At 40.7% G+C, this 14,699-nt stretch carries 12 protein-coding genes; 5 read left to right on the forward strand and 7 right to left on the reverse strand.

The annotated features are described in order from the left end of the window. Nucleotides 1-305: 305 nt before the first annotated feature. Entirely contained in the window at nt 306-1,034 is a 729-nt protein-coding gene (locus RI561_RS13205) for an acyl-[acyl-carrier-protein] thioesterase (RefSeq protein ID WP_395080715.1), read from the reverse strand. A 101-nt stretch (nt 1,035-1,135) separates the two neighbouring features. On the opposite strand from RI561_RS13205, the gene RI561_RS13210 reads away from it, so the two are divergent. After that, nucleotides 1,136-1,558: a BsuPI-related putative proteinase inhibitor gene (locus RI561_RS13210; RefSeq protein ID WP_395080716.1), complete on the forward strand. Its 423-nt coding sequence runs from the start codon at nt 1,136-1,138 to the stop codon at nt 1,556-1,558. 99 nt (nt 1,559-1,657) lie between these two features. Here the strand turns inward: RI561_RS13210 and RI561_RS13215 are convergent, their stop codons facing one another. Beyond that, nucleotides 1,658-4,882: a glycosyl hydrolase gene (locus RI561_RS13215; RefSeq protein WP_395080717.1), complete on the reverse strand. Its 3,225-nt coding sequence runs from the start codon at nt 4,880-4,882 to the stop codon at nt 1,658-1,660. A 180-nt stretch (nt 4,883-5,062) separates the two neighbouring features. Beyond that, entirely contained in the window at nt 5,063-5,767 is a 705-nt protein-coding gene (locus RI561_RS13220) for a metal-dependent hydrolase (RefSeq protein ID WP_395080718.1), read from the reverse strand. A gap of 132 nt (nt 5,768-5,899) precedes the next feature. Here RI561_RS13220 and ytxJ point away from each other — a divergent pair, with 132 nt between their 5' ends. From ytxJ to RI561_RS13240, 4 genes are all read left to right on the forward strand, one after another. After that, nucleotides 5,900-6,304: a bacillithiol system redox-active protein YtxJ gene (gene ytxJ, locus RI561_RS13225; RefSeq protein ID WP_395080719.1), complete on the forward strand. Its 405-nt coding sequence runs from the start codon at nt 5,900-5,902 to the stop codon at nt 6,302-6,304. Between the two features lie 199 nt (nt 6,305-6,503). Further along, nucleotides 6,504-7,475, forward strand: a complete 972-nt coding sequence (locus RI561_RS13230) for a hypothetical protein (RefSeq protein ID WP_395080720.1) — start codon at nt 6,504-6,506, stop codon at nt 7,473-7,475. Next, the gene (locus tag RI561_RS13235) at nt 7,476-8,054 is read left to right on the forward strand and encodes a sensor histidine kinase (RefSeq protein ID WP_395080726.1); all 579 of its coding nucleotides are present in this window, start codon (nt 7,476-7,478) and stop codon (nt 8,052-8,054) included. A 23-nt stretch (nt 8,055-8,077) separates the two neighbouring features. Continuing rightward, complete coding sequence (locus RI561_RS13240) at nt 8,078-8,347, forward strand: hypothetical protein (protein ID WP_395080721.1); 270 nt, start codon at nt 8,078-8,080, stop codon at nt 8,345-8,347. Here RI561_RS13240 and mtnA read toward each other — a convergent pair. From mtnA to RI561_RS13260, 4 genes are all read right to left on the reverse strand, one after another. After that, a complete protein-coding gene (gene mtnA, locus RI561_RS13245) occupies nt 8,328-9,371 on the reverse strand; it encodes an S-methyl-5-thioribose-1-phosphate isomerase (RefSeq protein WP_395080722.1) in 1,044 nt (347 codons plus the stop codon). The genes RI561_RS13240 and mtnA overlap by 20 nt on opposite strands. 70 nt (nt 9,372-9,441) lie before the next feature. Next, nucleotides 9,442-11,136: a gamma-glutamyltransferase gene (gene ggt / locus RI561_RS13250; protein ID WP_395080723.1), complete on the reverse strand. Its 1,695-nt coding sequence runs from the start codon at nt 11,134-11,136 to the stop codon at nt 9,442-9,444. A 36-nt stretch (nt 11,137-11,172) separates the two neighbouring features. After that, a complete protein-coding gene (xerD, locus tag RI561_RS13255; protein ID WP_395080724.1) occupies nt 11,173-12,084 on the reverse strand; it encodes a site-specific tyrosine recombinase XerD in 912 nt (303 codons plus the stop codon). A gap of 2 nt (nt 12,085-12,086) precedes the next feature. Then, nucleotides 12,087-14,468: an HD family phosphohydrolase gene (locus tag RI561_RS13260; RefSeq protein ID WP_395080725.1), complete on the reverse strand. Its 2,382-nt coding sequence runs from the start codon at nt 14,466-14,468 to the stop codon at nt 12,087-12,089. Between the last annotated feature and the right edge of the window lie 231 nt (nt 14,469-14,699).

Below are 14,699 nucleotides of genomic sequence, written 5' to 3' on the forward strand. Positions count from 1 at the left end.
AGGCCCTCAAAAATTTGATTAATCTTCTAAGTCAATTCTTAGTTCATTCGATGGGTTAAGTCCGACAGGCTCCTAGAGGGCAATGATAACAGAGATAAGCAAAGTATTCCCCAACAACAGAAACCAGGCATCTTTTTCATGTGCTAAATGTGGAGAATGATGAATATTCTTTTTTGGGTGAGGTAACCGCAGAGGAAACTAAATTTAAGATCACTCCGAACTTCCTGTTTAAAATTGGACAGGGAGAAATCATTCAAATTCAAAAATAAAATTGTTTGATGAGATTTCCATTATAGTGGATATAATTACCCGGATTTAGCAATTAATAAAGTGTCTCCATTCTGATTTTTCAACTGATGTTTATAGCTATCATTAGCCGTCGACTTGCATTGAGAAATCACAGTATCACCTGCAACACTTTCTTTCATAAACATTACATCTAAAGTTGTGATCTTATTTTTTTGTTCAATTTCTAATGATTCAAGCATCCACTCAACATACCTGGCATTATTAACGTGATTATTCATATCCAGATCAGAATTTCGAACGGTAAAAGTTGATTCAGTATCGGGGTTCTCAAAAGGTTTCACTCTGTCTGTTTTAACCGGAAGTACATGGTCAAATTCCTTTAATCTCATATCTAAAACTTCTTTGGGCATTCGGGTAGGGCGACGAGTATTTAGATTCATCATCATCCAGTAGCTTAAACAACAGCCAATTTGTTTTCCAGAAGCGTCCAAAATTCTATAGTCCCGATAAGCCCGTAGCGCATCACCGGCAGCCGGCCAGGTTTCAATGATTATGGTTTCTCTCCAATCCGGAAATCGATCTATATTGATATCCATACGATGCAACACCCAAGTCAGGTTTTGCTCGTTGAGCTGGGTAATGTCAAAATTCAGTTTTAGAGCGTGATTTACGGCCACTTCCTGAAAGAGGGAGCAAATCGCTCCCAATGTAGCTTTTTTCTCTTGGTTGACTTCATTGGCTCGAATTTTAAAAGATTCGCTGTATTTGGTAATATTATCAGGCATAAGTTAGTTTACATAAAAATGGTATATAACATAAATTTAAAAAAGTAGCTTTTAAAAGCTGTTATGACCTGAAGTAATAACTAAAAACTAAACCTAAAGCGATGAAGAAATTATTGATCGGAGTACTGCTAATATTGATGTCAGGATGTGATTTGTTATCTGATTCTCATTCAGAACTTTCCACGTCCCTTGAATTGCAGAATGAAACAATAGAACGATTAAGGGATATTGAAGCTTCTTTTGAGATCTTAAATAATACCGGTAAAAAAATTTCCTTTGAATTCCCTTCAAGTTGTCAGTTTGGATTTGTGATTTCAAAAGGAGAAGAGGTGATTTTTGACAGTAGTCAGGAACAGGCATGCCTGACGGTGGTGACTTCGCTGGATATTAAAAACGGAAGCAGAAAAGTTTTTGAAATTGATATTCCATTTCAAGACGAATTAGAACCGGGTACCTATGAAATCTCCGCTTTTTTATTGGAAGGGTATGCTGATCCGGTTTCTAAGACTTTTACTGTTGATTAGTTTCTTCAAATGGAGAAGCTTATACAAGAATTTGGATTAATAAAAAAGGAGAAGCTTTTACACTTCTCCTTTTCTTGTTTTAAGAATTGAAATTAATTTTTACTCCTTGATAGGAGGGGCACCGATTGCTTCAAGTGCTCGTTCAATTTGTTGCATTTCAGAATTAATAAATGCATTCAGGTCTTGCTTAATAGCCTGAAGTTCAGCTTTTCCGGCATCAACAGCTTTTTCGTGATTAGCTGTAGGACCATACGTCGTATTCAGCGCTCTGAAGCCTACGTACATACGGCTGCTTGGGGTAGGAGGTCCGCTTTCACCGACTTCTCCTTTAGCTTCACTGCCGCTCATTTCTTTATCGATTTCAAGAAGCCTCATTCTTGCATCATGAATTCGTTTCAGCAGTGCAGGGTCTTCTTCCTCAGCTCGGTTGTATGCTGTTTTCATGGCATTCACTCTGTCCATTTGCTCATCCAGAAGATCTGAAGTAGCTGTTAGATCGTTTTGAAAGGCAATAAGGTTATCCATAAAAGCCTGACGGCGAGAGTCGGGTTTTCTTTCAAGAGCTCCTTCCTGAAGTGGAACTACATCAAATGAAACCGGTTCAGATAGTTTTGTTACTTCTCCGTTATCCACTACAGACATTTCAGCGGTGTAAGTTCCCGGAACAACAGGGAAGGAGTCGCTAAACCAACCTCCACCACCTGAAGAAGGATCTACCCAGTTTTTGGAAGTATGACGTAATTCCCAATTCACGCGATGGATGCCTTTACTGGCCGCCCCACGTACTCGATTTATAATCTCACCATTTTCATCTTTAATGGTAATTTGCACGTAAGGATTTTCAGAGGCAATCTCTTCATCCAGTGCATCCCATCCCGGAAATGGTACATCTTCGTCTTCGTCCAATTCTCGTTCTCGCTGGCGACGTTCAGCTTCTTTAGATAAATAGCTGTCTTTGAGATAGTAAGTGAAAACAGCACCAAACGGTGGGTTTTCAGCTACGTACTCATCATCACCTTGTGAGTCGACTACATTAACCGGTGAATACCAAAAAGCATCTTGCGTTGGAAACAATTTGGCATCCTGACTAAGTGTTTCCTCATTAATATGTCGCAAAGGTGTGTAGTCATCGAGAATGAATAATCCCCGGCCAAAGGAAGCCGCTACTACATCTTCATGTTCTCGCTGGATTGTGACATCCCGGAAGGAGATGGTAGGTGCTCCACCATTGAGTTCAACCCATTCATTTCCTCCGTCAACTGTAAAGAATAGTCCAAATTCGGTAGCTGCAAACATCAGGTCAGGATCTACATGATCTTGTACCATTCTCCAAACCAAGTGACGGTCGGGAAGGTCTCCGGAAATAAGTTCCCAGGAATTACCTTTGTCCGTACTCTTAATAATGTATGGGCTGAAATCACCATATTTATGATTGTCCATAGTTACATACACGGTGTTAGGTTCATGGAGATCGGCCATAATATCATTAACAAATGGTAATGATGGAAGGCCATCTATGTCACCAAGTTCAATCCGCCGCCAGTTTCCGCCGCCATCTTCAGTTACGTGTAGCAGACCATCATCGGTGCCGGCATAAATAACACCTTCTTCATGTGGAGATTCTTCCAGAGAAGTAATGCTATTATAATCCGACATGGCACTGATATCCCATGGATTGTCCCAGCTTTGCTGCTTACCCATGATATCAAGTTCCATGCGCTCCTGACTGCGTGTCAAGTCCCCGGAAACGGCTGTCCAGCTGTCGCCACGATCATCAGATCTCCAAACACGGTAGGAGGCAAAATATAAGCGAGTAGGCTCATGAGGACTTACTTCAATAGGAGCATCCCAGTTAAATCGTTCTTGTCCTTCATTTTCACCGGGTTGAGGTTGAATAAATATAGGCTCCCCGGTTTTACGATCAATTCTGTGAAGAGCACCACGCTGAAACTCACCATATAGAATTTCAGGATTTCCGGGTTCTGTGGCAGAATCATGACCATCTGCTCCAAGGGTTTTAAAGAAATCTCTGTTTCTTATTCCATCATTTGTAGTTTGAGATGGTCCGCCATTGGAACCATTATCCTGAGTTCCACCAAACACATGGTAAAAAGGCTTGGCATTATCTACAGAGATTTTGTAGTACTGCATGATGGGCATGTTATCGATAAAGCGCCAGGTTTCCATAAAGTCATTGCTTTCATACAACCCACCGTCAGATCCAAACATTATATAGTCAGGATCACTTTCTTTAAAGGCAATAGCGTGGTCATCAACATGTTTGTTGTTATTGTTGATGGTACGGAAATTTGCACCATGATCATCGGATACAAGGCTATAATTACTGACTAAGAAAATTTGCCCAAAGTTATGAGGAGAGGCATAAAGTTCCTGATAGTAGTGGGGGCCTGTTCCTCCTGAAACTGCATCAGACATTCTTCTCCAGGATTCCCCTCTGTCATCAGACATATATACACCACCGGTTCTTCGTTCCAATTCAATGGCTGCGTATACGATATCCGGATCTTGCGGGGAAATTGCCAAGCCTATTTTACCCATATTAGAGGAAGGAAGTCCACGTCGGAGTTCTGTCCATGTTTCTCCGCCATCGGTACTCTTGTGAATTCCTGTGTCAGGTCCACCACCCATATAGGCAGCTACCGTTCTGTGGCGTTGCCAGGTTGCGGCATAAAGCACATCAGGATTTCTCGGATCTATAACGATGTCAGTAACACCTGTCCATTCATTTCCACTAAGGACATTATTCCAGGTTTCACCACCGTCTGTCGTTTTATATAATCCTCGGTCTCCACCGCTGCTCCATAAAGGACCTTCGGCAGCAACCCATACAACGTCAGAGTTCTCCGGGTGAACTAATATGGTTGAGATGTGCTCGGAATTTTTAAGCCCCATATGATCCCAGCTTTGGCCACCATCGGTACTTTTATAAATTCCATCTCCGAAACCAACATGCCGACCACCTACATCTTCACCGGTTCCAACCCAAACAATGTTGGGATTACTTGGATCAATAGTGACGTTACCGATTGAATAAGAATTTTGGTTATCAAAAATTGGATCCCAGGTTATACCGGCATTGGTTGTTTTCCATACGTTACCGGACCCAACCGCAACATACCAGGTATTTTCATCGTCAGGATGAATGTCGATATCAGCAATACGTCCGCCGTTGAAAGCCGGCCCGATGTTCCGTAGTTCCAAAGCATTGTAGCTTGTCTCAGATACTGATTGGCTGTGAACTGCCTCCGGGATTCCGATAAGCAGAAGCATGACCATCATCAATGGTAAATGTTTTAACTTCATAATGGAGAGATTTTGTTAAGATTAAATATTAACGCCGTAGTTTAGTTAGTACTCTATACTACAAAAAATAATTGATCACTGAAACGATAAGAGGAATAAGGTTACAAGTTAAAACAATAAAAAAGCCACAAATTATATTTCAAATTAATGGCTATGATAAGGTTACCGTAAAAGTCTAAATCAACTCAAAAAATTAGCCCCTTTCTCTGGGATGAGTACTTCTGTGTCGCTAATCTCTTCGAGTATCTCTTTGAATTCTTCAGGATCGCTGGCAATTGGAGGCCATGTTCCATAATGGATAGGCACAGCAATTTTGCATCTGATCATATCTACCGCATAGGCTGCTTCTTCGGGGCCCATTGTGAAGTGATCACCTATAGGAGCTAATACCACATGGGGACGGTACAGTTCTCCATAGAGTTCAAGATCTGCAAAAATATTAGTGTCGCCCATATGATAGATACAAATATCGTCTTCAAAAGAGAGGACTAATCCACCGGGATCTCCGGCATATTTTCCTTTATAGGAAGAACTGTGATTCGCAGAAACCAAGGTGACAGAAAAATCATCAAAATGAACCGTTCCGCCTTTATTAAATCCTAAGGCCTGATCTTCCGGTAGTCCTTCTTCTTTTAAAATGCCGATGAGTTCTAAAATTCCAACTACTTTTGCCCCGGTGTTTTTTGCAATTTCCACGGTATCACCTACATGATCTTCGTGGCCGTGGGTCAACAGTACATAGTCAGCTTCTTTTACTTCTTTATACTCGTCAGGCGTAGTGGGGTTGTCCTTCAAAAATGGGTCAATATAAATTACTTTTCCTGATTGGCTTTCGAGACGAAAGGCGGAATGACCCAGCCATTGCGCTTTTATTTGAGTATTCATGAATCTCCTACTTTTTGGTTAAATCTATTGCTTTATCTGTTTAAGTAAATGAATTTCAGTAAAGAATGATTCGTAAATTAGAAAATTAGTTACATAAACTTGAGTGAAATTTAATTTTAGGTATATACTGTTATGAATTTTTTTAAGACACTTGGGAATATTTTCAGCAACCAGGGAAGAGAAGAGGAATTGACAAGTTCTGAGAGTGGATGGAACAGAGTTTCTTCGGAGAAAGAAGTCGATGAAATTATTCTTTCATCAAACCATAAAACGCAAGTCTTGTATAAACACAGTACGCGGTGCGCCACCAGCTTTTTTGCACTTCAGAATTTGAAATCAATTTCAGAAGAGAAAATAAAAAAGACAGATTTCTACCTTATTGATGTGATAGGCCAAAGAAATATAGCCGGGTATATTTCACAGCAATTACATGTAAGGCACGAATCGCCTCAAGTGCTCATACTTCGTGATGGAAAAGTAGTTTGGCATGGTTCTCATCATATGGTACAGACCGATAATGTAGTCCGGTATTTGTGAGCAAATTATTATATAGAAGTCTTTTGTTGATACTCTATGTTCAACGATGATAATTAGAAAATTTTAACTTACATTAATTAACAATTAAAGCGTAAGCATTTACTGCTCAATGCATTAAATAAAGTCGAATTAGATCGGAGTATTAATGGTGGCAAGTAAACAAGAAGATTCAAGTATTTGTAGTTATGAGCCTCTAACTATGGATTACTTACTTGGAAAGACTGGTTTTGGTAATCAGAAATTTTTGAGTCTTTTAGGAATTTGGGTGTTGCTTATTGGATTGAGCATTACATCTGTTTTTATTGTAGAGCACTTTTTTGGTTTTTCCGATATCCTGAATCAAGATAAGATTGGGCAGGTCTTTTTGATTCAAATCCCAATGCTCATCGGGATGTTGTTGATGTTTTGGCTGGGTTTTGAATGGGGTTTTATTCCCGTTTTTGTATCAACTTTTGTGTTGGCTTTTACGGCTGCAATGACCTGGTATTGGTCACTGCTATATTCTATGTCATTTACCTTAGGGTTGGCCGTTTACGCTTTGTCATACTACTGCGTCTCTTTTGATTTGGGGCTGCGAACGTTGAGGAGTTTTACCTTCTACGTAGTTGTTTCTCTGTTTGCTGCACTTGCTTGTTCGTTAGGGGCTTTTGTGTGGAGTCGTTTTTATAATCTACCCTTATTTGAAACCCTCGTTATTTGGAAAAGCTGGTGGGTTAGTTTGTTTTTACAAGCCATTTTAGTTGGTGGCCCCATACTGTATTTGTTTACTCCGGCGGTGTATCGTTTCAGAAATAAAATGTTTGATGTTCCTGAAAAAAAAGAGGTTTCACTTACCTGGATATATTCTGCGATAACAACGGTAGTGCTGGTTTTAGCGATGTTTATTATTTCTGCAAAGTTATTAGGATCTCAATCTATTGAAAAAGAAATAGCAGGCTCAGGACTCTCTCAGCAGGTTTTTAATAGTATGATGAGCGTAAATGAGTCTTTCGAGATTGTTACATGGATTTCAATTGTGTTGGTGTTTTTTATTGGAATTGGAAGTATTTATCTGGTCGGGAGTTGGAATACATCGCTGCAAGAACAGGTAGATTCGCAGACAAACACTTTGAAAGAAAAAGAGTTGAAGTTGAGTTCAGCTTTAGATGAGCGAAACCAGCTTTTAAATTAAATTCATGATCGGGTACGTACAAACCTGACTATGGTTTTGGCTGTTTTGGAATTGCAGCTGAAGCATGATTCAGGAAAAACAAATGATCAAATTTTAAAAGATTTGCATTCACTTATTCGATCTTTGACCATTGTGCATGAGTCTATGGCTCAAGCCAAGCAAACCAACTATGTTGATTTGAAAAACTACGCAATCAAGCTCAGTAACAGGGTGCAACAAGGTCTGAGAAAGGAGAAAAAAGATATTCAAATTAAAGTGAATGCGAACGAGAATGTTACCCTTGATATGGGGCGGGCTATGCCATTTGCACTTATCATAAATGAGCTTGTGATGAATGCCTGCATTTATGCTTTTGATCCCGGTGAGTCCGGTCAAATTGTGATTGAACTGTATGAAAAAAACGGAGAAGTGTTCTTAAAGGTGACGGATAACGGAAAAGGGTTACCCGAAGATTTCGAGAAAAAGGCTGCTAAAGGAATTGGAATGAGAATTATCAGGGCTTTCACCAAGCAACTGAATGCTGAGCTTGAATATTCCTCAACCGACGTGACAACATTCAAGCTAAAATTGGGACTTTAACCTTAACCTAAATTCAAAAGAAAATGAAAAGCTTGTTTGTTTGGGTATTGGCAACATTGATTGGAATTGCATTGGGATTTGGCTTAAGCTGGTTGACAGGTTTCAACATCTACTTATCTACGGGAATAGGAGCTATATTGGGAAGTTCAGCAGGGGTAACAGCCAACATTCACCGTGAAAGAATAACAACAACATCTGCTCCTGAACTGGAGGATAACGAAATGGAAGCAGAGCCTGACTTAGCAACTGAAGAAACCAAACATTCTTCTAATACTAATCAAAAAGTTTCCTGATGTTTTCTTTAAAATCTGGTTCAATGATTCCTTTTTCTGTTACAAACCCGGTGATGTATTTATTAGGGGTAACATCAAATGCGGGATTATAAGCCTCAGTCTTCTTTGGAGTGATCATAGATTTCCCAAAATGAGTAACCTCTTCTTCATCACGCTCTTCAATAACAATTTCATCTCCGGATTCAGATTCCAGATCAAAAGTAGAGAGGGGTAAGGCAACATAAAATGGAATGTTATTTTCATGAGCCAAAACAGCCAGGGAATAGGTTCCAATTTTATTGGTGGTATCACCATTGGCAGCCACTCTGTCAGCTCCAACAATCACCAGGTCTACTTTCCCGGTATTCATCAGCGCTCCGGCAGCAGAATCAGTAATTAAATGAAATGGAATTTCTGCCTTTTTCAATTCCCAGGTTGTAAGTCTGGCTCCTTGTAAAAGCGGACGGGTTTCATCAACCCAAACATGGACTTCCTTACCATCATTGTGTGCATGCAAAATGACAGAAAAAGCAGTTCCATAAGAACCTGTTGCCAGTCCACCGGTATTGCAATGGGTTAATATGTTGGCTTCTTTGGATACCAACTCTGCACCGTTTTTACCAATCTGTGCGCAAACTCGTTTGTCTTCATCATGAATAGTTTTTGCCGTTTCAAGCATGATATCCTTAATCTCATCCAGCTCTTTATCTTTATTGGCAAACACGGTTTGATTCACACGTTCCAAAGCCCAACTCAGGTTTACAGCTGTTGGCCGGGCAGATTTTAAATACTCCATCCAACGGTTCAACTCCACATTAAAACTGGTGAAATTTTTTGATTCAAGTTCTCTGACTCCAAGGTAAAGCCCATAGGCGGCGGCTATACCAATGGCCGGTGCTCCACGGACCTTCAGTTTCTTGATCGCTTCCCAAACTTGCCCAACGGTATTCACATCAGAATAGATTTCTCTCTGAGGAAGTTGAGTTTGGTCCAGTATTACTAAATGATCTTCTTGCCAGGTAATGGATTGATACGACTGTTCCATGTTTATCTTAAAAGATTAACGTGTAGAATTCTAATTCAATGAGGCTAATATAACGTAAATATTTACTTCATTAGTAACCGGCGGCATATCCGTCGCCCCGGGGATCGACTCCGCTGTTCAAAAATCCATTACGATCAATAAAAATATTATGAGCTCTTCCAATGCCGGGCATAGGGAAAAAGGTATGGCCTTTGGCTTTCAAAAGCACTTGCGTATCAGGGCTTAACCCAAAGTCATCAAAAAAGATCACATCCGGAAGCCACTGATGATGAAAACGGGGCTGCGCTGTGGCCTGCTGAGAACTCATATCAAACAAGGCGGTATTCAAAAAACTTTGTAATGTTGCTGTGATGATTCTGGGACCACCTGCTGCTCCCAATACCATGCTCACTTTACCATCTTTGGTTACAATGGTGGGCGACATACTGCTGAGCATTCTTTTACCGGGCTCAATGGCATTAGCCTCAGCACCAATCAGTCCGTAAGCATTCGGTTCGCCGGGCTGTGCTGAAAAATCATCCATTTCATTATTCAACAAAAATCCTGCACCACTCACCGAGACGTGACTCCCAAAAGACCCATTCAGGGTGGTAGTAACAGCAACCGCGTTTCCATCTTCATCAACTACTGAAAAATGAGTGGTTTCTGAAGATTCCATAAATCCCTGAATTTCACCGTGTGATAGAGAGGAGGAAGAAGTTACAGTGTCATCCTTAAAACTGGTCATACGATTGTTGTTATAGTCCTCACTCATCAACTCGCTCATGGGGATATCCACAAAATCAGGATCTCCTAAATAATAGGATCGATCAGCAAAAGCCCGGCGCATAGCTTCGCTGACTACATGAACATAATCGGCTGAGTTATGTCCCATTTCTTCCAAAGGATACTCGTCGATCATACTCAATATCTGGGCAATAGCAACGCTTCCGCTGCTGGGAGGGGGCATGATGTGGAGGGTGTAATCACGGAAGTCAACTTCAACAGGGTCTCTCCATTTGCTTTCGTAGTTTCTGAGGTCTCGGTAGTTGATGAGCCCACGGTATCGCTTCATTTCATTGACAATGGCATCGGCCACAGGACCGGCATAAAATCCTTCGCGACCAAAACGCGCAATGCGTTCGAGTGTTTGGGCTAAATCTTCCTGTACAAATACATCGCCTTCTTCAAACATGGTAGTATCTCCGGTGGTGAAATAATTTGCCGAAGCCTGGTACTTAAGAAAAGTTTCTTTGTGATTATTCAGGGATTGGGCGTGAGAGTAGGAGAGGGTATATCCTTCCCTGGCAAGCTTGATGGCGGGTTGAAGGACTAAATCCAGAGGCATTTTCCCGTATTGCTCAAGAGCTTTAACCATGCCATCTACGGTACCCGGTACACCAACAGCCAAGATTCCTTCCCAACTTAAATCAGAATCAAATTCACCATTTCTGATGTACATTTCTCGGTTCGCTCTTTCGGGGGCTTTTTCTCTGAAATCGAGGGTAGCTGTTTCTCCGTCGGCCAGTCGAATCACCATAAATCCACCACCGCCAATATTGCCGGCCCGGGGAAGGGTTACTGCCAGTGCAAATTGAACCGCCACAGCAGCATCTACGGCATTCCCGCCTTGTTCAAGAATATCCTTTCCAATTTCAGAGGCGTACTTATCGGCCGTAACTATAAGTCCGTTTTTATATGATTTGGAACTTAGAACCTGGGCAGAAAGGCATTGGCTTAAAAATAAAAAAGACAGTAGAAGCAGGAGTATTCTGTTAAATTTCATGAAGTAAATGTTTAATGGTTTTGGTTTAAACTTTTATTAAGCTCTGGGGTGAAATTCCTTATGCACCTGGTGCAAAAAGGAACGGTCGATATGGGTGTAAATTTCGGTGGTTAATATAGAAGAATGTCCCAACATTTCCTGTACAGCCCGCAAGTCAGCACCACCCTCCAGTAAATGGGTGGCAAAAGAATGCCGGAAAATGTGAGGGTACACATTTTTTTTAATCTCTGCCTTTTGTGCTGCTTTTTGGACGATATTCCAGATACTCATACGTGATAAGGCACTTCCCCTGACACTCAGAAACACTTTATTTTTGGCTTTATCTGCTTTTTCAGGATTAAAAAATTGGGGACGCACGTGTTCGGTGTAATGGGAAATAGCATCCTGGGCAATTTCACCAACCGGTACCAACCGTTCCTTGTTACCTTTACCAACCACGCGGATAAATCCAATTTCAAAAACCAAACGATCTTGCTCTAATCCGGTGAGTTCACTTACCCGCATTCCTGTACCGTATAACGTTTCAAGAATAGCTTTATCTCTGATTCCTGCCGGTTTAGTAAGGTCGGGAGTGCCAAGTATGGCATCAATTTCATCTCGGTCTAAAACCTCGGGTAGTTTTGAAGCTTTTTTGGGTAGTTCAACCAACTCTGCCGGATTCGCTTTGGCAATTCCTTCAATTACAGCAAATTCATGAAAACCGCGGATACTCGAGATGTTACGAGCAAGGGAACTGGCAGAAAGAAGTTCTTCATCAACCAGGTAATTTAGAAAATCTTCAATATGGTTAAGAGCTACACCTGAAAGATCATTGATTTTTTTCTCTGTAGCTAAGTATAAAAAATAGCGCTCCAAGTCATTTTTATATGAAACCACAGAATTTTCACTCAATCCTCTCTCAAGCTTTACAAATTGCAGATACAAATCCAGCTCTTGTTTAAAAGGCACGATTATTCACTGTTTTCATTTTCTGTGGAGGGACTCTCAGCTTTTTCAGCAGCTTTTGGCTCATTTGTTTCCGACTCTTTTCCTTTTTCTTCAGGATATTCTACCCGGCTGTGGTACACGCCAACTAAAATATTCAGAAATGCTTCTTTAATTACCTGAAGGTGACGAAACGTAAGCGGACAATGGCTAAGTTGCCCTTCAGCAACCCGGTCATCAACCATTTTATTTACGAGGTTTTCGAGCTTGTTGTAGGTTGGATTTTTCATAGCCCTGGAGGCTGCTTCAATACCATCGGCTAATAATAAAATCCCGGTTTCTTTGGTAGAAGGGAGAGGGCCTTCGTATCGGAATTGATCTTCCTGAAGCATCGTTTTCAAATCATCATCTTCTTTCGCCTTTTCATAGAAATACCGGATAACAGACGTTCCGTGATGGGTGCGAATAAAATCAATAATTATTTCGGGAAGGTCTTCCTCCTCAGCGAGTTTTACACCTTCGCTAACATGCGCTTTAATAACCATTGCGCTCATTTGTGGCTTCAGTTTGTCGTGCTCGTTACTGCCTTTACTTTGATTTTCAACAAAATAATCAGGCTTAATCATTTTCCCGATATCGTGGTAAAGAGCTCCGACCCTGCAAAGCAGTGAGTTTGCGCCAATAGCTGAGGCCGCTGATTCAGCAAGATTTGCCACCTGAAGACTGTGATGGAAAGTGCCGGGCGCTTTGTTCATTAATTTTTTTAGAATCGGCTGGTTGGTATCACCTAACTCAATAAGAGTGAAGTCAGTGGTGACGCCAAATACTTTTTCAAAAACCAGTATAATGGGGTAGGTGAATAAGATGAAAACAGCACTTATTGCTACGTACATCAAATCAGAGGAAAATTCTTGCCATCCGGTTAATGCTGAAATATTGAATGAACCTATCACTAAAATGTAGGTTACAAAAACTATTCCGGGTGTGGTAAAGAAAAACTGTGAACGATCCTTAATATCACGAACGGAAAAGACCCCAAGACTACAGGCGGTAAAAGTCGCTACAATAAATTCAAAACTATTTCCATTGACGAGGCCCAGTAAACTTGCTAAGGTAATAGCTGAAACCAGCCCAACCCTCGAATCAAAAATAATGGTAAGTACAATAGGTGCTATGGCAACCGGAATAATATAAGGGTCAGCTACATCGAAATAATTAATTAGTCCGGCGGAAAGGGAAACGAGCCCCATAATCAGAAATACCAACAGGAACATGGCGTTGTTTGATGTGATCGATCGCCGGTATAAGTAGATATACATAAAGAAAACAAAAGTAACAGCGATGATGATGATCAGTTGTCCCCCAAATCGAAGCCATTTTTCAAGATTGGTCGCATTCTCCGCACGAGCTTCAGCTAAACTTTCCAGAATATTGGCTTTTTCCTGAGTAACAATATCGCCCCGCCGAATAATAACCTGTCCCTGGGCGATAGCTCCTTTGGTCTCTGAAATAGTAGATAAAGCCTCTTGGAGATATTCCTGTGTATCCTCCTCATTGTAAATATAGTTGGGAATAATAATCCGGTTATAAATTTCCATTGCCAACCGGGCTTGTTGGCTGTTAAAATTTCTGTTTAAAGAGAATTGGGCAAATTCATTTGCCTCCCTCAAATCTCTTAAGCGTGTGATGTTAACCGTTTGTTCCGTACTTTCTTCATTATTCCGTATGATAACCTGCTCGGTTTGCAAGTTATTTTTATTGCGGTTTATGATGCCCCGGTCAAAGAGATTATCAATGAGGCTTTCAAGCTGCTGTTTGATACTAACTCCGATAAATTCATTTTGGGGAAGTCCTGCACTTTTTACCTGATCATAGCTTTCGAGCAATAGCATCCAGGAACTTTCGGTGAATTCTACTCCGGAATTTCGAAATTCAGAATTAAACAAAGAGCTATCGCTTTCAACAGTTGGGGAGGAAGCACGTTTTGAGGCTTGCCACTCATGATAAGATTCCAAAACCGGCTGAATATTTCTGTAAATTGAATCAAGTCGTGACTGTACGGTTATAGATGCATTAACATCGACACGAAAAATAGGAGGGGTGTTTTCTCTAACTTCTTGTCGTTCTTGCTCTAATTCTGCTTCAGTTTTATTTAGTGCGAAATTAAATGGAGCAGTGAGGTCGGTACTTCGCCAGGGTTGTCCTTGGGTATAGTTAAGCCCTGAGTTAACAGGATTACGTGGCAGTGAAAAAGAACTTAAAGCAATGAATAACAAAAGAATAAGAAGCCGGATATAAGGATTTCGCTTAAGCGAATACTTTTCTTTTTCCTTCTTCTTTTTTTCACCAATAAGTGGGGAAAGCTCTTTATTCTTTTGGCCTAAACCAATTTTTTCAAGAAAGCTCATCAATATAAATGCGTTAAAATTTTACGAAAGGTTATTAACCCACACCTAATTTACAAATCTTTTTGCAGTAGTCTGTGTACAGTTATCGGTGATCAGTAAACAGTAAATTAAGCTGTAAAATAAATTTGTTAGTAACGGAACTTTTGGCAAGCTTTAACTGCTAACTGCTAACTGCTAACTGCTAACTGCTAACTGCTAACTGCTAACTGCTAACTGCTAACTGCTAACTGC

The sequence above is a fragment of the Gracilimonas sp. genome, assembly GCF_031581265.1.
Lineage (GTDB): Bacteria > Bacteroidota > Rhodothermia > Balneolales > Balneolaceae > Gracilimonas.

Bases quoted from the DNA above. Each gene is read 5' to 3' on its own strand.
- RI561_RS13205 (WP_395080715.1), bottom strand. From the start codon at position 1,034: ATGCCTGATAATATTACCAAATACAGCGAATCTTTTAAAATTCGAGCC.
- RI561_RS13210 (WP_395080716.1), top strand. From the start codon at position 1,136: ATGAAGAAATTATTGATCGGAGTACTGCTAATATTGATGTCAGGATGT.
- RI561_RS13215 (WP_395080717.1), bottom strand. From the start codon at position 4,882: ATGAAGTTAAAACATTTACCATTGATGATGGTCATGCTTCTGCTTATC.
- RI561_RS13220 (WP_395080718.1), bottom strand. From the start codon at position 5,767: ATGAATACTCAAATAAAAGCGCAATGGCTGGGTCATTCCGCCTTTCGT.
- ytxJ (WP_395080719.1), top strand. From the start codon at position 5,900: ATGAATTTTTTTAAGACACTTGGGAATATTTTCAGCAACCAGGGAAGA.
- RI561_RS13230 (WP_395080720.1), top strand. From the start codon at position 6,504: ATGGATTACTTACTTGGAAAGACTGGTTTTGGTAATCAGAAATTTTTG.
- RI561_RS13240 (WP_395080721.1), top strand. From the start codon at position 8,078: ATGAAAAGCTTGTTTGTTTGGGTATTGGCAACATTGATTGGAATTGCA.
- mtnA (WP_395080722.1), bottom strand. From the start codon at position 9,371: ATGGAACAGTCGTATCAATCCATTACCTGGCAAGAAGATCATTTAGTA.
- ggt (WP_395080723.1), bottom strand. From the start codon at position 11,136: ATGAAATTTAACAGAATACTCCTGCTTCTACTGTCTTTTTTATTTTTA.
- RI561_RS13260 (WP_395080725.1), bottom strand. From the start codon at position 14,468: ATGAGCTTTCTTGAAAAAATTGGTTTAGGCCAAAAGAATAAAGAGCTT.